Source organism: Bradyrhizobium sp. USDA 4486, assembly GCF_054057995.1.
Map to the genome: position 1 here is coordinate 300,546 of NZ_JBSRZV010000001.1, position 25,383 is coordinate 325,928.

A 25,383-nucleotide genomic window follows, 5' to 3' on the forward strand; every position below is an offset into this window, starting at 1 on the left:
AGTTTGGCAAACATGGCGCGTCATGCGTTGCATGGATAACATTCAAACAAAACGAGGAGGAAGCGCGATGACGGAGGCCGGACGACATCGTCGCTGGTTGGTTTCGCTGGTGTTGATGGTTGCGTCTTGCGCGATGAATGGCATCGCCATCGCGCAAACGAACGAGACGGGCGATCTTTCCTTCGAGCTGGTTGATCCCAAAGTGCTGCGCGTCTGCGCCGACCCGCGCAATTTGCCGTTCTCCAACGAGAAGGGCGAGGGTTTCGAGAACAAGCTCGCCGAATTTTTTGCGGACAAGCTCCAGAAGAAGCTCGATTACGTCTTCTTCCCGCAAGCCACCGGCTTCGTCCGTATGACGCTGGGCGCGCATCGCTGCGATGTCATCATGGGCTTCCCGCAGGGCGACGATCTCGTCCAGGGCACCAATCCCTATTACCGCACGACCTACGCGCTGGTCGCCAAGACCGGCAGCGGGCTCGAGGACGTCGACACGCTCGAGGATCCGAAGTTGAAGGGCAAGCATGTCGGCATCGTCGCCGGCACGCCGCCGGCGACCAACATGGCACTGGCCGGACTGATGGGCGATGCAAAGCCCTATCCGCTGATGATCGATACGCGCTTCGACAATTCGGCGCAGGCGATGATCGACGACCTCGCCGCCGGCAAGATCGACGCCGGCGTGCTGTGGGGACCGATGGCGGGATACTATGCGAAAAAGGCTGGCTCTTCGCTCCACGTCACGCCCCTGGTGAAGGAAACGACCGGACCAAAACTGGTCTATCGCATCGGCATGGGCGTCCGTCCCGCCGACCAGAACTGGAAGCGGCAGCTCAACAAGCTGATCCAGGAGAACCAGGGCGAGATCAACAAGATCCTGCTCGACTTCGGCGTGCCGCTGCTCGACGAGAGCGACAAGCCGCTCGGCGCTGAGACGGCCAAGAAGACGCCATGAGGCGGCAGCTTGCCGCTGCGCTGATCACCGCCATGCTGGTCGGGCCGGTGTGGGCGCAGCAGCAGGAGCCGTTCGAGCCCGAGGGCTATCGCACCGACAATTACCGCGCGCCGGTGCCGGCGACGCTGGAAGGCGCTCGTGTGCTGACGACGACAGAGGCCGAAGCGATCTGGCGTGCGAAGAGCGGCGCCTTCATCGACGTGATGCCGCGTGCCCCGAAGCCGAAGAACCTGCCCGCAGGCACGGTGTGGCGCGAGGCACCGCGGAAGAACATTCCGGGCAGTCTCTGGCTGCCGGATACCGGCTACGGCGCGCTGCCGCCGGCGATGGACGATTATTTCCAGCGCGGCCTTGCGCAGGCATCGCGCGGCGACAAGGCTGCGTTGCTGGTGATCTATTGCCTCGCCGACTGCTGGATGTCGTGGAACGCCGCCAAACGCGCATTGGCTTATGGCTATGCCAATGTCGCCTGGTACCCTGATGGCACCGACGGCTGGGAGCGCGCGAAACTGCCAACCGAGGAGGCGCAGCCCGAGCCGCGCCCTGAGCAATAGGAGATAGGGCGTCATGGCCGGGAGTCAGGACAAGCCCGGCCATGACGCCGCGTCAGACGCGGGAGAGATGAAGACGAGTCTACTGTTTCTGCAGCTTGGTCAGCGTCCCCGTGCCGTTGGTGTCGGTCGCGGAGTAGCTCACCCTGTCGCCCGCATGAACTGCATCGAGCATCGCGGCGTCCTTGGCCTTGTACTCCTGCAGCGCGCCGGCGCCGCCTGCGCTGCCGCCCACGGTGCCCTTCTGCATCTGCTGGATCGAGATCGTGTTGTTGAGCCGATCGATTCGCGTGACCATTCCGGTCATGTCATCAGCAAGAGCGCTGGTTGCAAGGATGCCGAGGGCCGCAGCGCCCGCGAAGATGAATTTTGCAGTTCCCATCGAGGCCTCCCGACGTCTTGGAGTTCACTTCGACAAGACATCTTAAATGGATTTGGTTCCGGCAGATAGCGCGGCAAAAGCGTAACGATCCCGAGGCGATCGCGGGAACTTTTCATGAGCCGTCAGCGTGGCTGACGCTATTCGATCTCCTGCTGGATCACGCGCCCGAGCGCGAACAGACGCTGGTCGATCGTGGTGGGAACCTCGCAGACGAAGCGTACCACCTTGTGACGATCCTCGAAAATGCGCGTCTTCCAGACCAGCTCGTTGCTGAGCGCCTCGATCTTGGCGTCGTCGCGCGGCGTTGCGCCCTGGAGCGCTTGGAGCTGAAGCGTCTCGTCGCGGATCTTGTCAGCGGCCTCGCGCTGCTTGCGGCTGACGCGTTCGAGCCCGCTCATAACCTGGGCGCGCTGGGCATTGAGCGTGTCGAACAGGCCGGCGAACAGCAGCTTTGCGTTCGCGATCTTGTCGGCGGCGGAGCCGGCGAGGAACTCCTTCACCGACTTCTCGGCCTCGTCCAGCGGCGTCTTGCGCGCCGACAGCTTTGAGACCAGCGCGCTGACTTTGGCGTCGTCCTTCCACTTGTTCTGAACATCGTCGAGCGGCGGACCGGCCCATACCGCGGCCAGCGAGATCTCCGGCACTTTGGCCTGCGTGCAGGGCCAGTCCGGATAGCGCGGATCGGCCGCCCGCGCCGCCGTGGCCGACAGCGCGAACGCCAGAACAGCCGTCGCCAGACCCCGAACCTTCATCCTTCGCCTCCCGCCGGCCCACGCCGCGCCAGCCCGCGCGAGGGATCATAGGCCAAAATCGCGCCGATCACGAAGACGATTGTGCAGCCGGCGACCACCGCGAGCGAGATCCAGTTGATCTGACCGTAGAGTGCAAAGCGTATCAACTCGACCGCATGGGTGAACGGATTGGCCTCGCAGACATAATACAGATAGGGGCTGCCCTCCTGCACCCGCCACAGTGGATAGAGCGCCGACGAGGCAAAGAACATCGGAAAGATCACGAAGTTCATGACGCCGGCAAAGTTTTCGAGCTGCTTGATGCCGGACGAGATCAGCATGCCGAGCGAGCCCAGCATCAATCCGGACAGGACCAGCGCCGGCAGCACGGTGAGATAGCCCGACGGCGGCGGGGTGATGTCCCAGAACCAGGCGATCAAAAGGAATGCATAGACCTGGAGCAACGACACCGCGGTGCCCGCCAGCAGCTTGCAGAACAACAGGAAGCCACGCGGCAGCGGGCTCACCAGCAGCGTGCGCATGTTGCCCATCTCGCGGTCGTAGACCATCGACAGCGAGGACTGCATGCCGTTGAAGAGCTGGATCATCGCCATCAGCCCCGGCGCGATATAGACCTCGTAGAGGATATAGGTCTCGTAGGGCGGGATGATGGAGATGCCGAGCACCTGGCGGAAGCCGGCGGCGAAGATGAACAGCCAGACCAGCGGTCGCACCAGCGCCGAAACGAAGCGCTCGCGCTGATGCAGGAAGCGCAATCCCTCGCGCCAGACGATACCGGTGAGGCAGGTGATGTACTCGGAGGCCGAGAAGCCGCGCGGTGCATCCCGCGTCGTGATGCTGCTCATGCGCCGCCTCCCGGCATCACTTGTGCGCCGGTCAGGCGCATGAAGGCGGTGTTGACGTCCTGCGCGCCGGCTTCCGCGACGACGCGGCCCATTGGGCCCTGCGCCAGCACCTTGCCCTGGTGCAGCACCACGAGATCGTCACCGGGCATGATCTCGTCGAACAGGTGCGTCGCCCAGAGCACGCCGATGCCTTGCTCGGTCACGAGCTGGCGGACATGGCTGATGATGTCGGCGCGCGCCTTGACGTCCAAGCCGACGGTCGGCTCGTCGAGCAGGAGGAGACGCGGCCGGTGCAGCAGCGCGCGGGCGATCTCCAGCCGCCGCATCTGTCCGCCCGAGAGATCGCGCACCTTGCTTGCCGCGCGGTCCGCAAGTCCGATGCGGCCGAGCAGGTCGGCGCTGCGTGTGGCGGCCTCGCGGCGGCTGATGCCGTGCAGCGCGGCGTGATAGAGCAGGTTCTGCGTCAGTGACAGGTCGAGATCGAGCGTGCGCGGCTGGAACACGACCCCAAGCAGCCGCAACGCCTCGCCCGGGCTCTTGCTGATGTCGTGCCCGAAGATGGAGACGCGGCCGGTCTGGATGCCGAACAGGCGCGTGATGAGCGAAAACAGCGTGCTCTTGCCCGCGCCGTTGAGCCCGAGCAGTGCGGTTAAGCTTGCGGGCTGCACGTTGAAGGACACGTCCATCAGCGCCCGGCGCGGGCCGTAGGCATGGCAGACGCCGTCGATCGCCAGCGCCGCCACCGTGGCCGGATCGGGCCTCAGTGTCTCGCGCGGATCGACGATGGGAGCAGGGCTGGTCATGGCGCGATCGTGATGCCCCAGGGCAGTTCGCCCACCTGAATGGTCTTGATCACCTTTTGCGCGGCAACGTCGATGACCGAGACATCGTTCGATACGCCGTTGGTGGTGAGCAGATATTTCTCATCCGGCGTGAATGCCATGTGCCAGACGCGCTGCCCGACCAAGAGATATTTAGTCACCTTGCGCGAGGCCACATCGACCACGGCGATTCGGTTGGCGGGACCGAGCGCGACGAAGGCGGTCTTGTCGTCCCTGGTCATGCCGATGCCGACCGGCTGGATCGCTTCCTTCCGCAAGCCGGGGATGTCGAACGAGACCTTGCCGACCACCTCGTGTTTTTTCGGATCGATCACCGACACGGTGCCGCCGATCTCCGAGGACACCCACACTTCCGAACTGTCATGCTTGAATTCGGCAAAGCGCGGCCGGGCGTCGACCAGCACGTTGGCCACGATCTGCCGCGAGCTGGTGTCGATGAAATGCGCCATGTTGGTGGTTTCGGACGTGTTGATCAGCGTCTTGCCGTCGGGGCTGATGGTCATGCCCTCGGGCTCGACGCCGACCTGGATGTCGCCGAGCCGCGCGCGCTTCTCGAGGTCGATCACGGTCACCGTATTGTCGTTCTCGTTGGCGACGTAGAGGATCTTTCCCGCGGCATCCTGGGCGAACAGCTCGGGGTCTGGGCCGGAGGGCAGGCTGTCGACCACGGTTTGCGTCTTGGCGTCGATCACCTGGATGGTGTCGTCGTCGCCGACCGCGACCATCACGAACTTGCCGTCGCGCGTGAACTCGATGCCGCGCGGGCGCTGGCCGACCTTGATGGTCTTGGTCACTGTCCAGCTGTCGGTGTCGATCACCGAGACCGTGTTGCTCTTCTCGTTGGAGACATAGGCGATGAAGGCATGCGCGGGTGCGGCGGCGAGCGCTAGTCCGGAGAGAAGCCCAATCCGCCACATGCGCAACATCTGCGTCCTCACTTCAGCTTGCATTTGCTTTCCGGGCGATCATAGCCGAGCGTGTCGAGCTCGGAGACCTGGTGCAGGAAACCTTCCTGCGGCGACACCGACACCACCATGCGGCCGTCGACCAGCAGGATCGGCTGACGCAGCTGCAGGTTCCAGTCGCGCAAGGTGAGCCGCGTGCCCTTGAAGGCGGCGACGGAGAAATCCGGGCCCTTGATGAAATCGGTGACTTTCTTGACGTCGCCGGAATTGGTGCGTGAGGTGGCTTCGCCGATCATGCGCACCGCGGTCCAGGCCTGCATGTCGAGCGGGGTCATGCGCCGCGCATTCAGCTTCATGAATCGGCTCTGCATCTGGATCGCGCCCCATTGGTCCTGCGCTGCGTCCCAGCTGCGCGGCACGAGGCCGGCCGAGCCCGCGACGGGGCGCGGATCCCAGGTGCGATAGGGCAGGTAGGCGCCGAACACCTCGCTCTCGTCGGCGGCGACCAGCACGTCATAGGCCGGCGCCTGCTGTGTGAACACCGGCATCTGCCGCTGGATCAGCGTCACGCCGCTGTCGGTGCGCCGTGCGCCGCCCTTGTCCTCGAAGGTGCGCTCCTGCACGATCTTGGCACCGAACCGCGCCGCAGTGCGCCGGAGCGCATCCGCGAACAGCTTGTCCTCGTCGTGCGAGCCGACCACCAGTAGCCAGCGCGACCACTTCTTCCACACCAGATACTGACCCAGCGCATCGGCCAGCATCGCGCGCGTCGGCGCGGTATGGATGACATTGGGGCGGCAATCGGCCTCGCGCAGCCGCTCGTCGATCGCGCCGGCGTTGAACAGCAGCGTGCCGCGCTCGCGCAGCGCGTCCGAGACTTTCAGCAGCGCGTCGGCCGGAAGATCGGCGATGATGAAGCCGTTGCGCGCGGCGAGGTCGGTCGCGGCCTGCACCGCATTCTCACCCTCCTTGATACGGCGCTCCTCCAGCGCAAAACGCTGGCCCGTGAATTTTCCCGTGGTGTTGTTGTCCTCGATGGCAAGGCGCGCGCCGGCGACGCCGTCATTCTCGGCGGGCTGCTCGACCAGCGACAGCGTCGATCTGGTACCGGCGACACCGAGATAGCCGACGCCGATCGTGACAGGGTCGGCCGCGAGCGCGCTCGTCGCGGCAAGACCTAAGCCGATCAGGCCGACCAACCATCGGATCATGTTTCCTCCAAACGTTCTCCCCGGCTTGACCGTCGGTGGAGAATTGTCTCTGCTGAAGCATGACCGATTTGTCAGGGCATGCAACCCCGCATTTCGTCGTCGCAAGCCGTGGAGGCGGAATCACGATCATGCGAGCGCTGATATGTTTGGCGGCTTTGCTGTGGACCCGCTCGGTCGCGTTTGCCGAGCCGCCGAAGCTCGCGGTGTTCGATTTCGAGCTGATCGACACCAGCCTGCCCGGCGAGTTCTACGGCTCCAAGCCGGAAGAGGCGAGGCTGCTACGCATCAGCGAGCAGCTGCGCAGGGAATTGGCGGAGTCAGGCAAGTTCCAGGTGCTCGACATCGCGCCGGTCAGGGACGCCGCCCGCCATGCCAATCTGCAGGCCTGCGGCGGCTGCGACCTCAAGCTTGCCGGGCAGCTCGGCGCCGAGCTCGAGATCACCGGCATGGTGCAGAAGGTCTCGAACCTGATCATCAATCTGAATATCTATCTGCGCGACGTGAAGACCGGCAACATGATCACGGCGGCCAGCGCCGACATGCGCGGCAACACCGACGAATCCTGGTCGCGCACGATGAGCTATCTCATCCGCAACCGCCTGCTCGCGCCGAATTACGGCAAGCCGTGAGGTCCTCCCCTCTCCCCGTAAACAGGGGGAGAGGGGGAGGAGAGAGCAAAATCACCCCATCAGCCGCTCCGCATGCCAATGCAGATGATCGCCCATGAAGGTCGAGATGAAATAATAGCTGTGGTCATAACCTGCCTGGCGCCGCAGCGTCAGCGGGATGTTGGCCTTGGCGCAGGCGGCCTCCAGCAGCTCGGGCTTGAGCTGCTCTTTCAGGAAATTATCGGCCTCGCCGACATCGACCAGGAAGCTCGAGAACTTGGCGCCGTCCTCGATCAGCGCCACCGTGTCGTTGTTGCGCCAGGCATCCTTGTTGGGGCCGAGATAGCCGGTCAGCGCCTTGATGCCCCAGGGCACCTGGGAGGGCGCCACGATCGGTGCAAACGCGCTCGCCGCGCGGTAGCGATGCGGGTTGCGCAGCGCGACGGTCAGCGCGCCGTGGCCGCCCATCGAATGGCCCATCACCGATTGCCGCTTGGCATCGACGGGAAAATTTCCCGCCACGACATTTGGCAGCTCGTCGGTGACGTAGCTCCACATGCGATAATTGCGCGCGAACGGCTCCTGCGTCGCATCGACATAGAAGCCGGCGCCGAGGCCGAAATCATAGGCGTTGTTGGCATCGCCGGGCACGTCGGGTCCGCGCGGGCTCGTGTCAGGCGCGACGAAGATCAGGCCGAGCTCGGCGCAGGCCTTGCGGAATTCGCCCTTCTCGGTGACGTTGGCATGCGTGCAGGTGAGGCCGGAGAGATACCAGACCACGGGGAGCTTGGCGCCGTCGGCATGCGGGGGAACATAGACCGAGAACACCATGTCGGTTCCGGTCGCCTGACTCGCATGGCGATACACGCCCTGCACGCCGCCATAGGATTTGTTGGTCGAGACAGTCTGAACGGTCATGCCCTAAGCTCCGTGGCATCTATCCACATCAACATTGCAACGCTTGTGTGACTTGCGGCGCTACGTGCCGTCAGGCGACGCCGCTGTCGATGGCCAGCCGCACCAGCTCGACCGAAGTCTTCACGCCGAGCTTCTGTCGCATGATCGAGGAGGTGTTGGCCACAGTCTTGTAGGACGACTGCACCAGCCAAGCGATCTCGGACAGGCTCTTGCCGGCGCTGAGCAGCCGCAGGATCTCCATCTCGCGCGCGTTCAGCTTCGACAGTGGGCTTTGCGCCAGCGCCGGTCCCGCAAACGCGATGCTGCGCGCGATCGCCGTGGGCAGGTAAGTGCCGCCGCTGCCGACGGCGCGGATCGCCTCGACGAGATCGTCGGGGTCGCCGGTCTTGGAGACGTAGCCCTTGGCGCCGCATTCGATCGCGCGCGCGGCAAACGCGGGGTCGTCGTTCATGCTGAACATGATGATGCGCGCCTCGGGCGCGCGCTCGAGGATGCGGCGCGCGAGCTCGAAGCCGGAAACGGTCGGCAGGTTGATGTCGATGATCGAGAGGTCGGGGCGCTCGACGATGAAGACGCTTTCGCCGTCCTCGGCGTCGGCGGCCTCGAGGATTTCGATCTCGCCCTCGTCGGCCAGCACGGCGCGGCAGCCGGAGGCGACAATGGGATGATCGTCGACGATCAGAATGCGCATAGGCGTTTCCCCGTGACAGCGCCGGCCTGTTGTCGCGCCGCATGACACCGAACATGAGCGCGCGCGTCCGATGTTCGCCTCATGCAACCCGGCCGGGATTGCTGTACGCTTTCGATTAGATATCGGGCGCTTCGCCCCTGTCAACGTCATCGGACAGGTGCGGGCAAGCTTCGCGAGGCACGGGCGGCATCAATGTGGCAAAATCTATCGTTGCGTGCGCGCATCAACCTGCTGCTGGCGCTGCTGTTGGCGCTGGGGCTCGCCGTCAATATCGGCCGGCAGGTTGCGGAGGCGGGTCCCCGCGTGCAGGCCGAGGACCAGAGCGTGATCCGGCTTGCGCGCGAGTTCATCGAGATGATCGTTGCTAATCTCAACGAGGCGCCCGATCCGGATGCCAGGCTCACCCAGATCGCGCGCGACCTCAGCCGGCTCCGCCATGTTAGCATCGCCCTCATGGATTCCAGCGGGAGCCCGCTGACGGCACCGCGTCCCGATTCCGACGACGACACGCGTGGGCCGCCCGCCTGGTTCGTGAGTCTCGTCCACCCCGAGCAGACCGCGGTCAGTGTGCCCGTCTCGGTCCGAGGCAAGCCCGGCTCTCTCCTGATCACCTCGCATCCCGACGACGAGATCGCCGAGATCTGGGACAGCATCGTGACTCAGCTCGAGGTCGGCTCGGTGATCGCGCTTGCGCTGTTTTTCCTGATGATGACCGTGGTCGGCCGTGCGCTCACCCCGCTTCAATCCCTGGCGGACGTGATGGCGGAGCTCGAAGGCGGGCGCTACGAGGCGCGCGTCGCGCCGGGCGGCGCGCCGGAGCTGGCCGCGATCTGCACCAAGCTCAATCATCTCGCCGCAACGCTCGGCGAGGCCGTCGAAGACAAGCGGCGCCTTGCCGAGCGCGCGGTGTCGCTCCAGGACATCGAGCGCAAGGAGATCGCGCGCGAGTTGCACGATGAGTTCGGGCCCTATCTGTTCTCGCTGCGGGCGCATGCCAGCGCGCTGGCGAAGCAGGCGGACGGGCGCGCGCCGAGCGCGGAAGCCGTACGAAAGCACGGCAGCGCGATGATGGAACAGATCAACGCGCTCCAGCAATTCAACCGCCGCGTGCTGGAGCGGCTCCGCCCCGTCGGCCTTGCCGAGCTCGGCCTGCGCCAGGCGCTGGAATCGCTGTCGCGGCTGTGGCGCGAGTCGCATCCCGATGTCGCGATCGAGACGTCCATCTCGCCGGCGCTGGGGCCGACCGGCGAGACCGCCGATCTCACCATCTACCGCATCGTGCAGGAGGCGCTCACCAACGTGTTCCGCCATGCCGGCGCGACCTCGGTCAACGTCGTGATCGAGCCGGTCGACCAGGCCGGCGGCCGCTCCTGCGCGCGCGTGCGGGTCAGCGACAATGGCCGTGGCATGGAGCCGGGCCAGAAGCTCGGCTTCGGCCTCGTCGGCATGCGCGAGCGGATCCTGGCGCTCGGTGGCACGCTCAACGTCATCTCCGGCGATGGCGGTTTGACCGTCGAGGCGCTGGTTCCGACGGCGGCGTCCTGATCACGTCGGGAAAAATTCCCGATCTGGTCGGGAAAACGGGTGCGGATAGTGCCCGACCTTTTGTGGCTGGTGCGCGGGCTCCCGCCGACTACACTCGTCCCGACCAAACGGCGAAAATCAAAACAGCCGGGGTCGGGGATCGGAAGGCTGGGATGGGCAATCGTCTTTGGTTCAAGCGTCGTTGGTTGATGGCCGCGGTTTCGAGCGGGCTGGGGCTGGTGTTCGCGAGCCAGGCCGGCGCCGCGCCGGACGAGGAGGAGACCAATGTCCAGAACCTTCCGGCGGTCGAGGTGACGGCGCCGCCGTCAACACCGAGGCGCACCGCGCCATCGCGCCCGGTCACGCGCGTGGCGGGAGCATCGTCGTCCACGCGTCCCAAGACGCGCATCTACGTCTACCCGACGTCGCCGGGCACGGGCAGAGGTCTCGATGTCGACAAGGTCCCGTCGGCGATCAATGCGGTCGATGCGAACCAGATCAGGCGCACCGGGTCGCTGAACGTCACCGACGCGCTCCGCGAAAACATCGCCGGCGTCAACACCAGCGAAGTCACCGGCAATCCGTTTCAGCCGGAGGTCGAGTTTCGCGGCTTCGTTGCCTCGCCGGTGACGGGCACGCCGCAGGGCCTCGCCGTGTACCAGAACGGCGTGCGCATCAACGAGGCCTTCTCGGACGCAGTCAACTGGGACCTGATCCCGACCACCGCGATTAGGTCGATGACGCTCGTCACCAACAATCCCGCCTTCGGCCTCAATGCGCTCGGCGGCGCCATCAATTTGCAAATGAAGGACGGCTTCACCTATCAGGGCGCCGAGCTCGACGTCATGGGCGGCTCGTTCGGCCGCATCCAGGGCTCGGCGCAATGGGGTAAGACCGTCGACAAGAACTACGGCGTCTATGCCGCGCTCGAAGGCCTGCACGACAACGGCTTCCGCAATTTCTCCAAATCGGACGTGCGGCGCTTCTACGGCGATGTCGGCTACAAGGCCGGCGACAGCGAATTCCACGCCAATATGGGCATCGCCAAGAACGATTTCGGCGCCAGCGCCACCGTTCCCGCCGAGCTGCTCGATAAATATTGGGGCGCGACCTACACCACGCCGCAGACCACGTCGAACCGCGTCGGCTATCTCAACCTGACCGGCAAGGTCGATGCGACGCCGACCTGGACGCTCGAAGGCACCGCGCATGTGCGCAGGTACGAGCAGAAGCTCGTCGACGGCAATCCGACCGACGTGCAGGAATGTGCGGTCGCCGGGCTATTGTGCTTCGGCGACGATACGACCCCGGCGAACGGCATCAACGGCGTGCAGCTTGCCAATCCTTTCGCGCCGGGAACGATCCTGGGCGAGATCGACCGTAGTTCGATCCGCTCGACCACTTTCGGCGTCTCGGGGCAGGCCACCAACACCGACCAACTGCTCGGGCGCGACAACCGCTTCGTGATGGGCGCGAGCTATGATGCGAGCGTCACGCGCTACAACGCCACCGCCGAGATCGGCACGATCGGGGAGAACTATGTCGTCAGCGGCAGCGGCCTGTTCCTGGGCCCGACCGGCGTGCCTGATACCGTCGCCGGTCCCGTCTCGCTGCGGACCGTCAATCAATATAATGGCCTCTACGCGATGGATACGTTCAACGTCACCGATGCCTTCGCTATCACGGGTGGCGGCCGCTTCAACGTCGCGCGCATTTCGCTGGAAGATCAGCTCGGCACCGATCTCAACGGCCACCACACTTTCATGCGCTTCAATCCGGTGATCGGCGGCACCTACAAGATCAATCCGGAGCTGACCGCCTATGCCGGCTATTCCGAGGCCAACCGCGTGCCGACGCCGCTCGAGCTCGGCTGCGCCGACCCGGTCAGGCCCTGCCTGCTCGCGGCGTTTCTGGTTTCGGACCCGCCGCTGAAGCAGGTGGTGTCCAAGACCGTGGAGGCCGGCTTCCGCGGCACCAAGGAGCTGAACATCGGCTCGCTTGGATGGAAGGTCGGTGCCTTCCGCGTCATCAATCATGACGACATCGTCGCCGTTCCCGCGGTGGGACGCACCGGGTTCGGCTTTTTCACCAATGTCGGCCGTACCAGGCGCCAGGGGCTGGAGGCGGAGGTCGATATCAAATCGCCAACGTTGCAATTCCAGGCGAGCTACGCGTTCGTCGACGCACGCTATCTCGATGCGTTCGAGCTCGGCTCCGAAAGCCCGTTCAGGGATCCCGTGACCAAGACCATTCAGGTCCTGCCCGGCAACCAGCTTCCGGCGATTCCCCGCCATCTGGTCAAGGTCGGTGTCGACTATAACGTCACCGACGTCTGGAAAGTCGGCGGCAACGCGCTGTTCGTCTCCAGCCAGTATCTGGTCGGCGACGAGTCCAACCAGTATGCGAAGCTGCCATCCTACACCGTGTTCAATCTCCACACCTCCTACCAGGTGACGAAGAACGTCCAGCTCTACGGTCGCATCGACAACGTCTTCGACAAGCGTTACGCCACCTACGGCCGGTTCTTCGATCGCGAAGCCGTGCCCAACTTCACCAATGGCGGCGCAGAGTTCACCGATCCGCGCTCGCTGAGCCCGGCAAGGCCGCGCGCGTTCTATGCGGGCATGCGCGTGACGTTCTGACCACGTGCTGAATCAGGACGCGCAAACGCGCCCTGGTTCGATCCGGGTCCAACCCGCTCTCTCAGTAGTCCCAGAACGCCGGCACCCAGCGGAAGGCGTCGCCGGCGACCGGGGCGGGGCCTTGGCCGGCACCGCCGCGGGCGGACGGCTTGCACAGAATATCCCGCCTCCGGCATGATAGGCCCGGAGGTTCACTTCACCGTGTCATTGAAGAATCCGGACGCAGTCGCGGCCATCGTTGCAGCGCTTCGGCACGTTTACGGTGACGAGGTCGCGCGAATGATGCTCGTCGAGGGCATGACCCTCGCCAACCTGATCGATGCGATGTTTTCCGCCCCATTGACGCATCGGCAGGCCGTTCGCGCGATTACCGACGGATTGGACGATTTTATCGTCTCTCCGGATCTGGGTCTGATGTGGCACCTCAAGTACATCTATGGCGACCAGCCTGGTTCTTTGGATGTCGTGGACATGGAGATCGCCACGCCGAACGGCACGCTGGCGAGCAAGGACGTCTGGCTTCGTCTGGCCTCCTAGAGCATGATCCGGACCCGAAGGGCCGCGTCAGCGCAAAGCGCGTAGCGGTTTTCCTCGCGACAAACGCGAAACGCGTTTGCGCGGAGATCATGCGCAATCGACAAGCTAGAGCGCGATGACGATTCATCCTGATCTCATCGCGCTTGAGAGCAGAAGTCGACCTGGTCCCGGATTGATCTATGTCAACGCTACCTCTCCTCTGGTGCTCACGTCATGCACGGGGCGCATGCGGCGGCTTCCGCCGCCTGCAGTTCGCAAGCACCATTGGGGAGAATCATCATGCATCGCGACCAGCGCCGTTCGACCAAGTCCGCAACTATTGCCGGAATCGCGGCCAGCGCTCTGTTGGGACTTGCGGCCGCCACGCTCGGTCCGGCTCCGGCTCACGCGGTGGTCTATTGCCAGTACATCGACTATCCGCCGAGCTGCGTCGCCAGGGCCGGGGTCGTGCTCCGTCCGCGGTCGGTGGCGCGCGCCGCGGTCCGGGCCGGCACGGCGAGCTCGACCAACTGGAACGGCGGCGTCAATCGCGTCGGCGTACGGCGATAGATCGCCGCCGGCTTGGGGCGAGGCGACGCCAGCATTCCGTCGAGATCGGAGTAGATGACGTCGGCCGTGCGCTGATGGTGCGGCTGACGCATCGTCGCGGACGCCGCGCCGGCCTCGTAGGCCGGATTCACACGGGTTGCGTGATTAACGGTTTCTTAGCGCTAATCATGCGGATGATCTGCGTGGGAATACCAGGGGAGACTGCTCCCATGCTGAACGACGGTACCTACGCGGCTTGGTACAAGACGCCACTCCAGCAGGGCACCGGCATCGTCCATGTCGCAGACGGCCAGATCTGGGGCCGCGACAGCCTGATGACGTATCACGGTTCGTGTCAGGTCGACGGCGATCGCTTCACCGCGACCGTGCTGACGAAGCGTCACACCGAAGGACGTGACACGGTCTTCGGCGTCTATGACGAGCTCATGCTGAACATCGTCGGGACGTGCCCCGGCAAGATCGCGACTTACACGGCCACGGCGGGACAGGCGCCGGGAATCGTCCTCGAGGGAACGCTGATCCTGACGGAAAAGCCTATGGCAGCGCCCGAACGAACGGCGCAGGTGCCTGCGTTCAATCCCGACAAGGTTCTAAAGCTGCCGAAGCGCTCGCGCTGATCGCGGCAGCGTGCGCTGGCCGGCCACATCGCCCGCGCCGAGATGTCGCGCCCAGGCAGCGCATTCTGCATCCTCAAACTTCCGCTCCGGCGCTTCTCAAATGGCCCGCCACGCGTCATGGTGACGCTGCACCAGCATCATCCTCGGAGCAGCATCAATGTCGGACAAGGTCTCGCGTCGCCAGTTTGCCACGCTGGCGGGATTGTCCGCGGCCGCAATCGCAGGTTCCGTTGAGCTCGCCGACGCCAGGCCGGCATCGGCGCCGCGGGGCATGGACGGCTTTCCGCCAGGCTTCGTCTGGGGTACGGCGACCTCGTCCTATCAGGTCGAGGGCGCGGTCAACGAGGATGGGCGAGGGGCCTCGATCTGGGACAAATTCGTCCGCATTCCCGGCAAGATCGAGGACGGCACCACCGGCGACCGCGCCAACGAGCATTATCATCGCTACAAGGAAGACATCGCGCTGATCAAGGATCTCGGCTGCAAGGCCTATCGCTTCTCGATCGCCTGGCCGCGGGTGTTTCCGGACGGTGACGGCAAGCCGAACCCGAAAGGGCTCGATTTCTATAATCGCCTCATCGACGAGCTGCTGAAGAACGGCATCGAGCCGTGGGCGACGCTCTATCATTGGGATCTGCCGCAATCGCTCCAGGACCGCTTTGGCGGCTGGCGCTCGACCGAGACCTGCAAGATCTTCGGCGACTATGCGGGCTATGCCGCCGAGCGCCTGACCGACCGCGTCAGGAACGTGTTCACGTTGAACGAGAGTGGCCGCTTCGTGCAGTTCGGCTATGGCCTCGGCATCGATGCGCCCGGGATGACGTTGCCGCAAGCCGAGATCAACCAGATCAGGCACAACAGCGCGCTCGCGCATGGGCTTGCGGTGCAGGCCGTGCGGGCGCGCGGCCGCCGCGGCACCAAAGTGGGGCCGGCCGAGAACATCGACGTCTGCGTTCCCGCGATCGACACGCCTGAGCATGTCCGCGCTGCCGAGATCGCGCTGCGCGAGATGAATGCCGGCTATCTCAACGTCATCATGACCGGCCAGTATACCGACGCCTTCCTGAAATACGCCGGCGCCAATGCGCCGAAATACACTGACGCCGAGCTGAAGATCATCTCCTCGCCGGTCGACTTCCTCGGCCTCAACATCTATGCGCCGCAGAACTACGTGGTGCCGTCCGACCAGGGCGCGGGCTTCATGCCGCTGCCGATCCCGAAATCCTTTCCGCACATGAATTCGAACTGGCTTCGCGTCGCGCCGGAGACGATCTACTGGGTGCCGAGGCTCGCGGCAAAGATCTGGAAGACGGATGCGATCTACATCACCGAGAACGGTACCTCCGGCGAGGACGAGATCGCGCCCGACGGCAAGATCTACGACACCGACCGCATCATGTACCTGCGCAACTATCTCGGCCAGCTCCAGCGTGCGACGGCGGAGGGCGTGCCGGTGCGCGGCTATTTCCTCTGGAGCCTGATGGACAATTTCGAATGGGTGTTCGGGCTGAACAAGCGGTTCGGCCTCTACCACGTCAATTTCGACACCCAGGTGCGCACGCCAAAGCTCAGCGCGAGCTTTTACCGCAACGTCATCGCGAAGAACGCGGTGGGGGTGTGATCGCTTCCATCGTATCGAGGTCGTCATGCCCGGGCTTGTCCCGGCATCCACGTTCTTCGTGCGGCTGAGTTAAGGCGTGGAAGGCCGGGACAAGCCCGGTCATGACGTCGCGGAGGCTTCGTGCGCTAAACCGCGCAGCGGAAAATCCGGGTGAGGGTTGTCTGCGCCGCGCATTGACTCCCTCCTCCCCCTGATTCACAACGCCTCTCAACACTGATAACAAGAGGACAACGCCCATGACCGACGCGCTGATCATCGATGCCTGCCGCACCCCGCGGGGCGTCGGCAAGGCCGGCAAGGGAGCGCTCTTCGGCATTCATCCGCAGCAGCTGGGCGCAACCGTGCTGCGCGCGCTCGCCGACCGCACCGGCATCAACACCGCCGATGTCGACGACATCGTGTGGGGCTGCAGCGCGCAGGTCGCAACGCAAAGCGGCGATCTCGGCCGCATGTCGGCGCTCGATGCCGGCTATGACGTTCGCGCCAGCGCCGTGACGCTGGATCGCTTTTGCGGAAGCGGCATCACCAGCGTCAACATGGCGGCAGCCTCGATCATGGCGGGCGCCGAAGACCTCGTCATCGCCGGTGGCTGCGAGATGATGTCGATGGAGGGACGCCGCGGCGGCGGTCCGATGATGATGGACTCCGGCAATCTGCGCCTGCGGGCCAAGCATCCGCAGTCGCATCAGGGCGTCTGCGCGGACGCGATCGCGACCCTGGAAGGCATCACGCGGCAGGATGTCGACGCGCTTGGCCTCGAAAGCCAGAAGCGCGCCGCGCATGCGATCGCGAACGGCCACTTCAAGAAGAGCCTCGTGGCCGTCCACCGCGAGGACGGCAGCCTCGCGCTCGACCACGAAGAATATCCGCGGCCGCAGACGACGATGGAGGGCCTCAGCAGCCTCAAGCCGGCGTTCCCTGCGATCGCCGACTATGCGCTCGACGACAAGGGCACGACCTATCGCGGCCTGATCCTGCAAAAATACCCTGATCTCGACATCGATTTCGTGCATCACGCCGGCAACTCCTCCGGCGTGGTCGACGGCGCGGCCGCCATCCTCTTGGCTTCACCTGCTTACGCCGAGGCGCATGGCCTTAAACCCCGTGCCCGCGTCGTGGCGATGGCCAACATGGGGGACTCGCCGACCCTGATGCTGAACGCGCCCGTGCCGGCGACACGCAAGGTGCTGGCGAAGGCGGGCCTCACCATCGACGACATCGACCTGTTCGAGATCAACGAGGCCTTCGCTGTGGTGGCGGAGAAATACATCCGCGATCTCAAGCTCGACCGCGCCAAGGTCAACGTCAATGGCGGCTCGATCGCGCTCGGCCATCCCATTGGCGCGACCGGCTCGATCCTGATCGGCACCGTGCTCGACGAGCTCGAACGGCGCGACCTCAAGCGCGGGCTCGTCACCATGTGCGCCGCCGGCGGCATGGCGCCGGCCATCATCATCGAGCGCGTCTAGCGCACCTTCTCGTCACCTCTCGCCGCTTGCGGGGAGAAGTCGGATTGCATCGTCAGATGCAATCCGGGTGAGGGGGTACAGGTCTATCGTCGATCTCATGTGTGGAGACAGGCCCCTCAGCCCGACCCGCTCCCGTAAGGACGGGGAGAGGGAGAGCGACCTGCCATGCGATCCAACCCTTATTTTTCAGGGTGAATCGCGCTTCCCCTCCGGCAAGGAGGCCGCTCGTCGCTTGTCCAAAGCATCGAATCAGCTTTAGCAAGATGGCTTGCGGGCCTTTGAAACAAGGCAAAAACCGGTGCCGGAGGCGCCTTCCGCTCCGGAAGCCGCGAAAAAGCAGGGTTTTTTGCCACAGGGGGCCAAAAAAGCCCGTAAATTCTCGACAAATCTGTGCAGAAGGCTATAGGCCTTCGCCGGTTGGTCTAATATGCAACCGGCAACGAATCAGAGGAGACACGATGCCGACCCAACTTTCCAAATCGCAGTTGATCGAAAAGATTGCGACCGCCACCGAGCTTTCCAAGCGCGACGTCAAGAACGTCATGGAGACGCTGACCGACGTCGGCCACAAGGAGCTCAAGAAGAACGGCCTGTTCCTGGTGCCGGGCTTCGCCAAGTTCGTGGTCATCAAGAAGCCCGCGACCAAGGCGCGCAAGGGCACCAACCCGTTCACGGGTGAAGAGATGATGTTCAAGGCCAAGCCGGCCCGGAAGATCGTCCGCGCCCGCCCGGTCAAGGCTGCCAAGGACGCCGTGGCCTGATAACGCAAAGGCCCCCTCGGCGAGAGGGGGCCTTTTGATTTGGGGCAGCCGCGAGGGCCTGAGACGGAGGGCTCAACCCTTGCGGCGCTTCACCCGGACCGGGACCGGCGCAAGCCGCGGCTCGGGCTCTGAGAGCGCATCGCGCACCCGGTCGATGGCGCGATCGAGCAGCTGGCGCAGCCGCTGCGTCTTGCGCGATCTCTTTGATTTCTCCAGCAGTTTCTTCATCGCATTTACTCCGCCGCCTCGACCTTGGCTTCCGCCGGCTCGAGCGCTGCGGCGATGGCCTCATCGACGCGCTCCAGCCAGATGAATTCCAGATCGTCCCGCGCGCTCTTCGGGATGTCGTCGTAATCCCGCTTGTTGCGCGCCGGCAGCATCACCCGCTTCAGGCCGGCGGCAGCCGCGGCCACCACCTTCTCCTTGATGCCGCCGACAGGGAGCACCAGGCCGCGCAGCGAGATCTCGCCGGTCATCGCGGTGTCGCTGCGCACCGTGCGGTTGGTGAGCAGGGATGTCAGTGCGGTGAACATCGCAACGCCCGCGCTCGGTCCGTCCTTCGGGGTTGCGCCCGCGGGCACGTGAACGTGGATGTCGCTCTTCTCGAACAACTGGGGATCGATGCCGAGCTGGCTGGCCCTGCTCTTCACCAGCGTCATTGCCGCCTGCACGCTCTCGCGCATGACGTCCCCGAGCTGCCCTGTGAGGATCAGCCCGCCCTTGCCGGGCACGCGCGTTGCCTCGATGAACAGGATGTCGCCGCCGACAGGCGTCCAGGCAAGGCCGGTGGCCACGCCCGGAATGCTGGTGCGCTGCGCGATCTCGCCTTCGAAGCGCGGCTGGCCGAGCACGGTGCCGATGTCCTTTGTCGTCACCACAACCTTGGCAGCCGTGCCGTCGGCAATCTGCACCGCGGCATGGCGGAACACCTTGCCGATCTCGCGCTCGAGGTTACGCACGCCGGCCTCGCGGGTGTAACCCTTGACCACCAGCTTCAGCGCCTCGGGCTCGATCTCGGCCTGCTCGGTGGTCAAGCCGTTGGCCTCCAGCTGCCGCCGCACCAGATACCGCCGCGCGATCTCCAGCTTCTCGTCCTCGGTGTAGCCGGCCAGGCTGATCAGCTCCATGCGGTCCAGGAGCGGCCCGGGAATCTGGTCCAGCATGTTGGCGGTCGCGATGAAGACCACGCGTGACAGGTCGAAGGGCACGCCCAGGTAATTGTCCCGGAACGTCCCGTTCTGCTCGGGGTCGAGCACCTCCAGCATCGCGGCGGAGGGATCGCCCTGCACGCCGCGGCCCATCTTGTCGATCTCGTCCAGCATCATGACGCAGTTGCGTGCGCCCGCCTTCTTGATGCCCTGGATGATGTTGCCGGGCAGCGCGCCGATATAGGTGCGCCGGTGACCGCGGATCTCGGCCTCGTCGTGCACGCCACCTAAGCTGACGCGCACGAAGGGGCGATCCATCGCACGCGCGATGGACTGGCCGAGCGAGGTCTTGCCGACGCCGGGCGGACCGACGAAGCACAGGATCGGGGCCTTGCCGTGCGGAGCCAGCTTGCGCACTGCCAGATATTCGATGATCCGGCTCTTGATCTTCTCCAGGCCGAAATGATCGGCATCCAGAATGCGCCGCGCCTCCTTGATGTCGATCGGCTTCTCCTCGGGCAAGGCCCAGGGCAGCTCGATCAGCCAGTCCAGATAGGTGCGGACCATGCCGGCTTCGCCGGCCGCCTCCGGCATGCGCTCGTAGCGGCGCAGCTCCTTCTTGGCATGCGCCTCGGCTTCCGGCGGCATGTTGGCCTTGGCGATCGCCGCCGTCAGCTCGGTGACCTCGGCCGCCTTGCCGTCGCCTTCGCCGAGCTGGCGCTGGATGGTCGCCATCTGCTCGCGCAGGATCGCCTCGCGCTGCCGCTCGTCGAAGCTGGCGCGGGTCTTCTGGCCGATTTCATTGCTGATGCGCAGCACCTCCAGCCGCTCGGCCAGGTGCTTCGACACCTTCTCGACGCGCAAAGCGAGGTCGATGGTCTCCAGCACCTCCTGCTTGTCCTGCGGCTTGATATCCATGAACGAGGTCGCGAGGTCCGCCAGCGCGCCGGGCGCACTGGTGCTCTGGAACATCGCGACCAGCTCGGGTGGCGCCTGCGGCAGCAGCTCGATCGCCTCGATCGCCTGGCGTTGCAGGTTCAGCGCCCGCGCCTCGATCTCGGGCGAGCTCGTGGTCGGCTCCGGAATCTGCTGGAAGCGCGCGGCCAGGAACGGCGTCCCCGGCAGGAAGTCGAGGATGCGCGCGCGCTGCACGCCCTGGCAGACGATGTGGTGGGTGCCGTCGGGCGCGGTGATGTAGCGCACGATGTTGGCGATGGTCGCGACCCGGTAAACGTCGTCCGGCCCGGGCTCCTCGATCTCGGGGCTGCGCTGCAGCGCGATGCCGACCGGCCGCTGCTCGCGCAGCGCCTGCTGCGCGGCGGCGATGGACTTCGCCCGGCCGATGGCGATCGGCGCGATGGCGCCGGGGAACAGCACCATCCCACGGACGGGGATAATGATCAGTGCGTCTTCGGGGATCTTCACGTCAGGACCGTTCTCGGAATTGGTCTGTGCGGTATTCATCTGTTCGGTGGCCATGATCGACCTCAGGATTTGGCGAGGCGCAGTGCGACGCAGCCGTCCATCACGAAGCGGCTGATGGCGTAGCGGCCGATGGGAAGCGCGATGCGCCGCTCGAAACGGCCCTGCGGCAGCTCGAGGCGATGGATGCGGGCCTTGCGAAGCTCCGGCGGCAGCGTGCGCTGGCCGGAGATGATGAGCACGCCGTCATGGATCACCGTCTCGACATTGTCAGGATTGACGCCGGGAAGCGCGACCAGGATCAAGAGCTCATGCTCGGTCTCGAGCACGTCGATCGGCGGCTCCCAGCAGGCCTCCTGCCGGCCGAACTGCTGGCGCAGCCGGTCGGCGCGGGTCAGCGAGTCCAAAGCTTCGGACAGCATCCAGTCGAGGGGATTTTTGGGTTGCATGATGCGGACTCGGTGATGGGAAAGCCAGCATATGGGGCTGGTTCCCGGGAAATCCAGTGCTGCTGCGCGGGCCTGCCATGTGCCATCGTGCGATCCGCAAAAGGCAACGCCGCGGCTTGGGGCCGCGGCGTTCCGTCATCGGGTGCGGTGCGGCTCAGGCCGCCTCACGCCGATCTTCCTCGGCCTCCAGGTTGATCACGGAGGTGGCGAGCTCGGTCAGGGCGTGATCGGTCGCCTCTTCCTCGTCCAGCGTCGCCTGAAGCAGCTCGGCTGCGTCCTGCATGCCGAGCTCCTCGGCCCAGGTGCGCAGTGTGCCATAGCGGGAGATCTCATAGTGCTCGACCGCCTGCGCGGCCGAGAGCAGTCCGGCATCGAGCGCCGGAGCGCCCTTGAACTCCTTCATGATCTCGGCGCCCTCATCGGTGATGCCGTTGATGGCTTCGCAAGGCTTGCCGCGGGCGGGCTTGCCCAGCATCTTGAAGATCTGGTCGAGACGTTTGACCTGACCCTGGGTCTCGCGCAGATGCTTGTTGAAGGCCGCCGCGAGATCCTTCGAGTGCGCGGCCTTCGACATCTTGGGCAGCGTCTTGATGATCTTGTTCTCGGCGAAATAGATGTCCTTCAGCGTTTCCACGAAAAGGTCGTTCAGCGTCTTCTGGGACTGACGCGACCGCGTGCTCCGCGATGACGATTTCCTGGTTGTGCGCTTCTTTGCTTTCTTGGCCATTGGTCCTCCTCTTGAGGCGACACGGGAAGGCGTCTCCTTCCTCAATCCTCGGGCGATCAAGCCCTTTGGACAATGAAAGTTCCAAACCGCGACCGGCGCCGGGATGCCGCGCTCAGGTCGGGCGCTTGTAGGGATCTTCCTGCTGCTGCCGTGCTTCGGTGTTGCGCTCGAGCCGTGCACGCTCGCTGCGGCGCAGCCGGCCGGCCCGCATCACGCCGTAGACGAGGACCGCGCCGAGCACGAAGGCTCCGATGAACCAGAGCCAGAGCAGGTTGGCCGAGAGGTGGCCGAGCAACATTCCAATTCCACTGTCGCTCATTGTCGTCTCCACTGATTTCCAAGGCGCTTGTGCCGGGCTAAGTCAGTCCGGCAGCCATCGTTCCTGCGCCGCAAAGATCGCCCCCGACACATGACCGACTTCGCCCTTCATGATGCTGCTGCTGGTGGTTGATCCTGCCGTCGTGCGCCGGCCTGCTCGCGGCCTGTTCGGTGCAGTTCGTGATCAACGGCATTGCGGCCGCTAGCCGCGAACTTTTCGCGAGCCTGCGAGAATCTGCTAATATGCTGATTTTGCAGTTGGTTTCTCGATGTAACGGTACAGCCGGCAAGACGGTACCTGATCCGGTCCGCTTTCTCTTGCACTGCCATATTGCTTTGACGTACTTCGGGTCTAGCAATCGCCCGTCGCCAGGAAATCGAGAAGAAATCGAGAAGAAACTGAGATGTCGATGACAGCGGACGAGCTCGCCAAGAGAGAGGCCATCATCGACGCCTGCCGCCGCATGAATGCGCTCGGCATCAACCAGGGCACGTCGGGCAATATCAGCGTCCGGCATGCGGACGGGCTCCTGGTCACGCCGACCAGCGTGCCCTATGAGGCCATGACGCCCGACCAGATCGTGTTCATGACGATGGACGGCAAGCATGCGCTCGATCAGAAGCCGTCCAGCGAGTGGCGTTTCCACCGCGATATCCTGAAGTCGCGCGAGGACGTCAACGCCGTCGTCCATGCCCATCCGACCTATTGCACCATCCTCGCGATCATGGGCATGGCGATCCCGCCCGTGCACTACATGATCGCGGCCGCCGGCGGCGATACCATCCGCTGCGCGCCCTATGCCACCTTCGGAACGGCGGAGCTGTCCGAACATGCGGTGCGGGCGCTCGAGGGCCGGCTCGCCTGCCTGCTCGACCATCACGGCATGATCGCGATCGGCAAGACGCTGGACAAGGCGATGTGGCTCGCCGTCGAGGTCGAGACGCTGGCGCGGCAGTATCACGGCTGTCTCCAGATCGGACCACCGTCGCTGCTGTCGAGCGAGGAGATCGAGCGGGTTCGCCAGCGCATGGCCGGCTACGGCCTGTCGGACGGGTAGGGCGGACAGAAGGTGTTCGTGCGGCTCAGACATCTCGTCGATCGCAAGCGGACGAACCGCACCATGGTTCGGCTCCGGGCGCTGTTGCGCAGCAACGAGTTCTACCTGATCCCGCTGGCGCTGGTGATCGGCACGCTGGCCGGCGCCGTCGTGACGCTGATGGCGGAGATCGCGCAGATCGCGCATGTCGTGATCTACGGCATTCCCGTCGACGTCCGTCTGTCCGCCAATGCACGGGTCAGTCCCTGGGCGGCGCTGCTCGCGCCGGCGCTCGGCGGACTGGCGCTCGGGATCATGGAATGGTCGCGCCGGCGCATGAAGATATCGAATGCGGTCGACCCGATCGAGGCCAATGCGCTGCGCGGCGGCAATCTGTCGATGCGCGACAGCGTGGTGGTGTCGAGCCAGACGCTGATCTCCAATGGCTGCGGCGCCTCGGTCGGCCTCGAGGCCGGCTATACCCAGATCGGCTCGGGCATCGCCTCGCTGCTCGGCAAGTTCTTCAATCTCCGCCGCAACGATCTGCGCCTGATGGTCGGCTGCGGCGCCGCCGCGGCGATCGCGGCGGCGTTCGGTGCGCCGATCACCGGCGCCTTCTACGCCTGCGAGCTGATCGTCGGCGTCTATTCGGTCGCCAGCGCCGCGCCGATCCTGGCGGCCTCGCTCGCCGGCGCCCTGACCGCGCAATGGCTCGGCGGCGCGCCGTATTCCATCGAAATCCCCAAGGTCAGCTCGGTCGGCATCGAGCAGTATCTGGCATTGATCGGGCTCGCCCTCATCACCAGCGGCGTCGGCATCGCCGTGATGCGCTCCTCGCCGATGTTCGAGCGGCTGTTCAAATGGCTGCCGGTCTGGCTGCGCCCGGTGATCGGCGGCCTCATCGTCGGCTGCTTTGCGATCCTCACGCCGCAGGTGCTGGCGGCCGGCCACGGCGCCATGGTCCTCGATCTCTTCCACGACATGACCGTCGGCCTGATCGCGCTGATCATCGGCCTGAAGTTGACGGCCTGCCTGATCTCGCTCGCTTCGGGCTTCCGCGGCGGCCTGTTCTTCGCCTCGCTGTTCGTCGGCAGCCTGATCGGCAAATTCTTCGCCGCGGTGCTGCTGCTGATCAGCCCGGACTTCGTGATCGATCCGCTGGTGGCGATGTTGACGGGCATGGCGACGCTCGGCGTCGCCATCGTCGGCGGTCCGCTCACCATGTCGTTCCTCGTGCTCGAAATGACCCGCAACGTCGACGTCACCGCCGTGGTGCTCGCCGGCTGCATCGTCACCTCGATCTGCGTCCGCTTCATGTTCGGCCACTCCTTCTCGACCTGGCGCCTGCATCTGCGCGGCGAGACCATCCGCAGCGCCAACGACGTCGGCTGGCTGCGCAACCTCACTGTCGAGCGGCTGATGCGCTCCGACGTCGGCAAGGTGCCGTCAACCACGACGATCGCCGCCGCGCGCCGCGAATTCGCGCTGGGCTCGCGGCCGGGCGTCGTCATCGTCAACAACGCGGACGAATATGTCGGCCTCGTGCTGCTGCCCGATCTGTTCTCCAGCGACCTCGACACCATCGCCGACGACATCCAGGTGATCGAGCTCGCCCGCCTGATCGACATCGTGCTGATCCCGGAAATGAACGTGAAATCGGCGATGGCGGTGTTCGACGAGGCCGAAGCGGAGATGCTGGCGGTGGTCGATTCCACCGACAGCCGCAAGGTGGTCGGCTTCCTCACCGAGACCTTCGCCCGCCGCCGCTATGTCGAGGAGATCGACAAGGCGACGCGCGGCGTGCTGGGGGCGCTGTCGTAGGGGCGTCAGGGTCGAGAGAGGTATTCCGGGAGGGGGCCACGGCACCCGCAGTCGTCCGGCCTTCGAATTTCCTTGAAGGCGTCT

Annotated in this window: 26 protein-coding genes; 13 read left to right on the forward strand and 13 right to left on the reverse strand. The window is 64.9% G+C overall.

Features of this window, described 5'->3' with window-relative positions; genetic code table 11:
- Nucleotides 1-67: 67 nt before the first annotated feature.
- Together ACVWY3_RS01435 and ACVWY3_RS01440 are read left to right on the forward strand one after the other, a co-directional pair.
- On the forward strand, nt 68-952 hold the full coding sequence (locus tag ACVWY3_RS01435; protein ID WP_456836862.1) for a substrate-binding domain-containing protein: 885 nt from the start codon (nt 68-70) through the stop codon (nt 950-952).
- Nucleotides 949-1,506: a PQQ-dependent catabolism-associated CXXCW motif protein gene (locus ACVWY3_RS01440; protein WP_456836863.1), complete on the forward strand. Its 558-nt coding sequence runs from the start codon at nt 949-951 to the stop codon at nt 1,504-1,506. Before ACVWY3_RS01435 ends, ACVWY3_RS01440 begins: the two co-directional genes overlap by 4 nt.
- A 79-nt stretch (nt 1,507-1,585) precedes the next feature.
- Here the strand turns inward: ACVWY3_RS01440 and ACVWY3_RS01445 are convergent, their stop codons facing one another.
- The 6 genes from ACVWY3_RS01445 to ACVWY3_RS01470 all read right to left on the reverse strand — a co-directional run bounded on the left by ACVWY3_RS01445 (nt 1,586) and on the right by ACVWY3_RS01470 (nt 6,440).
- Nucleotides 1,586-1,885 (reverse strand): copper-binding protein, encoded by a 300-nt coding sequence (locus ACVWY3_RS01445; protein ID WP_456836864.1) that lies wholly within the window; start codon nt 1,883-1,885, stop codon nt 1,586-1,588.
- Between the two features lie 137 nt (nt 1,886-2,022).
- Nucleotides 2,023-2,637, reverse strand: a complete 615-nt coding sequence (locus ACVWY3_RS01450) for a hypothetical protein (RefSeq protein WP_456836865.1) — start codon at nt 2,635-2,637, stop codon at nt 2,023-2,025.
- Entirely contained in the window at nt 2,634-3,482 is an 849-nt protein-coding gene (locus ACVWY3_RS01455) for an ABC transporter permease (RefSeq protein ID WP_456836866.1), read from the reverse strand. Before ACVWY3_RS01455 ends, ACVWY3_RS01450 begins: the two co-directional genes overlap by 4 nt.
- Nucleotides 3,479-4,285 carry an ABC transporter ATP-binding protein gene (locus ACVWY3_RS01460; RefSeq protein WP_456836867.1) on the reverse strand — a complete coding sequence of 269 codons (807 nt, stop codon included), beginning with the start codon at nt 4,283-4,285 and terminating at the stop codon, nt 3,479-3,481. The genes ACVWY3_RS01455 and ACVWY3_RS01460 overlap by 4 nt, the downstream gene beginning before the upstream one ends.
- A complete protein-coding gene (locus ACVWY3_RS01465; RefSeq protein ID WP_456843259.1) occupies nt 4,282-5,250 on the reverse strand; it encodes a YVTN family beta-propeller repeat protein in 969 nt (322 codons plus the stop codon). Before ACVWY3_RS01465 ends, ACVWY3_RS01460 begins: the two co-directional genes overlap by 4 nt.
- An 8-nt stretch (nt 5,251-5,258) precedes the next feature.
- The gene (locus ACVWY3_RS01470; RefSeq protein WP_456836868.1) at nt 5,259-6,440 is read right to left on the reverse strand and encodes an ABC transporter substrate-binding protein; all 1,182 of its coding nucleotides are present in this window, start codon (nt 6,438-6,440) and stop codon (nt 5,259-5,261) included.
- A gap of 59 nt (nt 6,441-6,499) precedes the next feature.
- Here ACVWY3_RS01470 and ACVWY3_RS01475 point away from each other — a divergent pair, with 59 nt between their 5' ends.
- Nucleotides 6,500-7,069 carry a DUF3280 domain-containing protein gene (locus tag ACVWY3_RS01475; protein WP_456836869.1) on the forward strand — a complete coding sequence of 190 codons (570 nt, stop codon included), beginning with the start codon at nt 6,500-6,502 and terminating at the stop codon, nt 7,067-7,069.
- Nucleotides 7,070-7,120: 51 nt separating this feature from the next.
- Here the strand turns inward: ACVWY3_RS01475 and fghA are convergent, their stop codons facing one another.
- Both fghA and ACVWY3_RS01485 read right to left on the reverse strand, forming a co-directional pair.
- Complete coding sequence (gene fghA / locus ACVWY3_RS01480) at nt 7,121-7,966, reverse strand: S-formylglutathione hydrolase (protein ID WP_456836870.1); 846 nt, start codon at nt 7,964-7,966, stop codon at nt 7,121-7,123.
- A gap of 70 nt (nt 7,967-8,036) precedes the next feature.
- Nucleotides 8,037-8,657, reverse strand: coding sequence for a response regulator transcription factor (locus ACVWY3_RS01485; protein ID WP_235544800.1), 621 nt, complete (start codon nt 8,655-8,657; stop codon nt 8,037-8,039).
- 192 nt (nt 8,658-8,849) lie between these two features.
- On the opposite strand from ACVWY3_RS01485, the gene ACVWY3_RS01490 reads away from it, so the two are divergent.
- The 8 genes from ACVWY3_RS01490 (at nt 8,850) to ACVWY3_RS01525 (ending at nt 18,377) form a co-directional block, all read left to right on the forward strand.
- Nucleotides 8,850-10,202 (forward strand): histidine kinase, encoded by a 1,353-nt coding sequence (locus ACVWY3_RS01490; RefSeq protein ID WP_456836871.1) that lies wholly within the window; start codon nt 8,850-8,852, stop codon nt 10,200-10,202.
- A gap of 152 nt (nt 10,203-10,354) precedes the next feature.
- Complete coding sequence (locus ACVWY3_RS01495; RefSeq protein ID WP_456836872.1) at nt 10,355-12,823, forward strand: TonB-dependent receptor; 2,469 nt, start codon at nt 10,355-10,357, stop codon at nt 12,821-12,823.
- 201 nt (nt 12,824-13,024) lie between these two features.
- A complete protein-coding gene (locus ACVWY3_RS01500; protein ID WP_456836873.1) occupies nt 13,025-13,360 on the forward strand; it encodes a hypothetical protein in 336 nt (111 codons plus the stop codon).
- Between the two features lie 279 nt (nt 13,361-13,639).
- Nucleotides 13,640-13,909 (forward strand): hypothetical protein, encoded by a 270-nt coding sequence (locus ACVWY3_RS01505; RefSeq protein WP_456836874.1) that lies wholly within the window; start codon nt 13,640-13,642, stop codon nt 13,907-13,909.
- Between the two features lie 209 nt (nt 13,910-14,118).
- Nucleotides 14,119-14,526: a hypothetical protein gene (locus ACVWY3_RS01510; RefSeq protein ID WP_456836875.1), complete on the forward strand. Its 408-nt coding sequence runs from the start codon at nt 14,119-14,121 to the stop codon at nt 14,524-14,526.
- Nucleotides 14,527-14,683: 157 nt separating this feature from the next.
- Nucleotides 14,684-16,147: a GH1 family beta-glucosidase gene (locus tag ACVWY3_RS01515; protein ID WP_456836876.1), complete on the forward strand. Its 1,464-nt coding sequence runs from the start codon at nt 14,684-14,686 to the stop codon at nt 16,145-16,147.
- 236 nt (nt 16,148-16,383) lie between these two features.
- Complete coding sequence (locus ACVWY3_RS01520) at nt 16,384-17,616, forward strand: acetyl-CoA C-acetyltransferase (RefSeq protein WP_456836877.1); 1,233 nt, start codon at nt 16,384-16,386, stop codon at nt 17,614-17,616.
- Between the two features lie 458 nt (nt 17,617-18,074).
- Nucleotides 18,075-18,377, forward strand: coding sequence for an HU family DNA-binding protein (locus ACVWY3_RS01525; RefSeq protein ID WP_027528369.1), 303 nt, complete (start codon nt 18,075-18,077; stop codon nt 18,375-18,377).
- A gap of 72 nt (nt 18,378-18,449) precedes the next feature.
- On the opposite strand, the gene ACVWY3_RS01530 is transcribed toward ACVWY3_RS01525, so the two are convergent.
- The 5 genes from ACVWY3_RS01530 to ACVWY3_RS01550 all read right to left on the reverse strand — a co-directional run bounded on the left by ACVWY3_RS01530 (nt 18,450) and on the right by ACVWY3_RS01550 (nt 22,442).
- The gene (locus ACVWY3_RS01530) at nt 18,450-18,605 is read right to left on the reverse strand and encodes a hypothetical protein (protein ID WP_456836878.1); all 156 of its coding nucleotides are present in this window, start codon (nt 18,603-18,605) and stop codon (nt 18,450-18,452) included.
- Between the two features lie 5 nt (nt 18,606-18,610).
- A complete protein-coding gene (gene lon, locus ACVWY3_RS01535; RefSeq protein WP_456836879.1) occupies nt 18,611-21,004 on the reverse strand; it encodes an endopeptidase La in 2,394 nt (797 codons plus the stop codon).
- Nucleotides 21,005-21,012: 8 nt separating this feature from the next.
- Nucleotides 21,013-21,396 (reverse strand): Hsp20/alpha crystallin family protein, encoded by a 384-nt coding sequence (locus ACVWY3_RS01540; protein WP_456836880.1) that lies wholly within the window; start codon nt 21,394-21,396, stop codon nt 21,013-21,015.
- A gap of 154 nt (nt 21,397-21,550) precedes the next feature.
- A complete protein-coding gene (locus ACVWY3_RS01545) occupies nt 21,551-22,123 on the reverse strand; it encodes a YciE/YciF ferroxidase family protein (RefSeq protein ID WP_456836881.1) in 573 nt (190 codons plus the stop codon).
- Nucleotides 22,124-22,235: 112 nt separating this feature from the next.
- Entirely contained in the window at nt 22,236-22,442 is a 207-nt protein-coding gene (locus ACVWY3_RS01550; RefSeq protein ID WP_456836882.1) for a hypothetical protein, read from the reverse strand.
- Between the two features lie 403 nt (nt 22,443-22,845).
- On the opposite strand from ACVWY3_RS01550, the gene ACVWY3_RS01555 reads away from it, so the two are divergent.
- On the forward strand, nt 22,846-23,499 hold the full coding sequence (locus ACVWY3_RS01555; RefSeq protein WP_456836883.1) for an L-fuculose-phosphate aldolase: 654 nt from the start codon (nt 22,846-22,848) through the stop codon (nt 23,497-23,499).
- Nucleotides 23,500-23,511: 12 nt separating this feature from the next.
- Entirely contained in the window at nt 23,512-25,299 is a 1,788-nt protein-coding gene (locus ACVWY3_RS01560; RefSeq protein ID WP_456836884.1) for a chloride channel protein, read from the forward strand.
- The last annotated feature ends 84 nt before the right edge of the window (nt 25,300-25,383 follow it).

Excerpts from the sequence above, each read along its gene's own strand:
- ACVWY3_RS01435 (WP_456836862.1), top strand. The coding sequence starts at position 68 with ATGACGGAGGCCGGACGACATCGTCGCTGGTTGGTTTCGCTGGTGTTG.
- ACVWY3_RS01440 (WP_456836863.1), top strand. The coding sequence starts at position 949 with ATGAGGCGGCAGCTTGCCGCTGCGCTGATCACCGCCATGCTGGTCGGG.
- ACVWY3_RS01445 (WP_456836864.1), bottom strand. The coding sequence starts at position 1,885 with ATGGGAACTGCAAAATTCATCTTCGCGGGCGCTGCGGCCCTCGGCATC.
- ACVWY3_RS01450 (WP_456836865.1), bottom strand. The coding sequence starts at position 2,637 with ATGAAGGTTCGGGGTCTGGCGACGGCTGTTCTGGCGTTCGCGCTGTCG.
- ACVWY3_RS01455 (WP_456836866.1), bottom strand. The coding sequence starts at position 3,482 with ATGAGCAGCATCACGACGCGGGATGCACCGCGCGGCTTCTCGGCCTCC.
- ACVWY3_RS01460 (WP_456836867.1), bottom strand. The coding sequence starts at position 4,285 with ATGACCAGCCCTGCTCCCATCGTCGATCCGCGCGAGACACTGAGGCCC.
- ACVWY3_RS01465 (WP_456843259.1), bottom strand. The coding sequence starts at position 5,250 with ATGTTGCGCATGTGGCGGATTGGGCTTCTCTCCGGACTAGCGCTCGCC.
- ACVWY3_RS01470 (WP_456836868.1), bottom strand. The coding sequence starts at position 6,440 with ATGATCCGATGGTTGGTCGGCCTGATCGGCTTAGGTCTTGCCGCGACG.
- ACVWY3_RS01475 (WP_456836869.1), top strand. The coding sequence starts at position 6,500 with ATGACCGATTTGTCAGGGCATGCAACCCCGCATTTCGTCGTCGCAAGC.
- fghA (WP_456836870.1), bottom strand. The coding sequence starts at position 7,966 with ATGACCGTTCAGACTGTCTCGACCAACAAATCCTATGGCGGCGTGCAG.
- ACVWY3_RS01485 (WP_235544800.1), bottom strand. The coding sequence starts at position 8,657 with ATGCGCATTCTGATCGTCGACGATCATCCCATTGTCGCCTCCGGCTGC.
- ACVWY3_RS01490 (WP_456836871.1), top strand. The coding sequence starts at position 8,850 with ATGTGGCAAAATCTATCGTTGCGTGCGCGCATCAACCTGCTGCTGGCG.
- ACVWY3_RS01495 (WP_456836872.1), top strand. The coding sequence starts at position 10,355 with ATGGGCAATCGTCTTTGGTTCAAGCGTCGTTGGTTGATGGCCGCGGTT.
- ACVWY3_RS01505 (WP_456836874.1), top strand. The coding sequence starts at position 13,640 with ATGCATCGCGACCAGCGCCGTTCGACCAAGTCCGCAACTATTGCCGGA.
- ACVWY3_RS01510 (WP_456836875.1), top strand. The coding sequence starts at position 14,119 with ATGCTGAACGACGGTACCTACGCGGCTTGGTACAAGACGCCACTCCAG.
- ACVWY3_RS01515 (WP_456836876.1), top strand. The coding sequence starts at position 14,684 with ATGTCGGACAAGGTCTCGCGTCGCCAGTTTGCCACGCTGGCGGGATTG.
- ACVWY3_RS01520 (WP_456836877.1), top strand. The coding sequence starts at position 16,384 with ATGACCGACGCGCTGATCATCGATGCCTGCCGCACCCCGCGGGGCGTC.
- ACVWY3_RS01525 (WP_027528369.1), top strand. The coding sequence starts at position 18,075 with ATGCCGACCCAACTTTCCAAATCGCAGTTGATCGAAAAGATTGCGACC.
- ACVWY3_RS01530 (WP_456836878.1), bottom strand. The coding sequence starts at position 18,605 with ATGAAGAAACTGCTGGAGAAATCAAAGAGATCGCGCAAGACGCAGCGG.
- lon (WP_456836879.1), bottom strand. The coding sequence starts at position 21,004 with ATGGCCACCGAACAGATGAATACCGCACAGACCAATTCCGAGAACGGT.
- ACVWY3_RS01540 (WP_456836880.1), bottom strand. The coding sequence starts at position 21,396 with ATGCAACCCAAAAATCCCCTCGACTGGATGCTGTCCGAAGCTTTGGAC.
- ACVWY3_RS01545 (WP_456836881.1), bottom strand. The coding sequence starts at position 22,123 with ATGGCCAAGAAAGCAAAGAAGCGCACAACCAGGAAATCGTCATCGCGG.
- ACVWY3_RS01550 (WP_456836882.1), bottom strand. The coding sequence starts at position 22,442 with ATGAGCGACAGTGGAATTGGAATGTTGCTCGGCCACCTCTCGGCCAAC.
- ACVWY3_RS01555 (WP_456836883.1), top strand. The coding sequence starts at position 22,846 with ATGTCGATGACAGCGGACGAGCTCGCCAAGAGAGAGGCCATCATCGAC.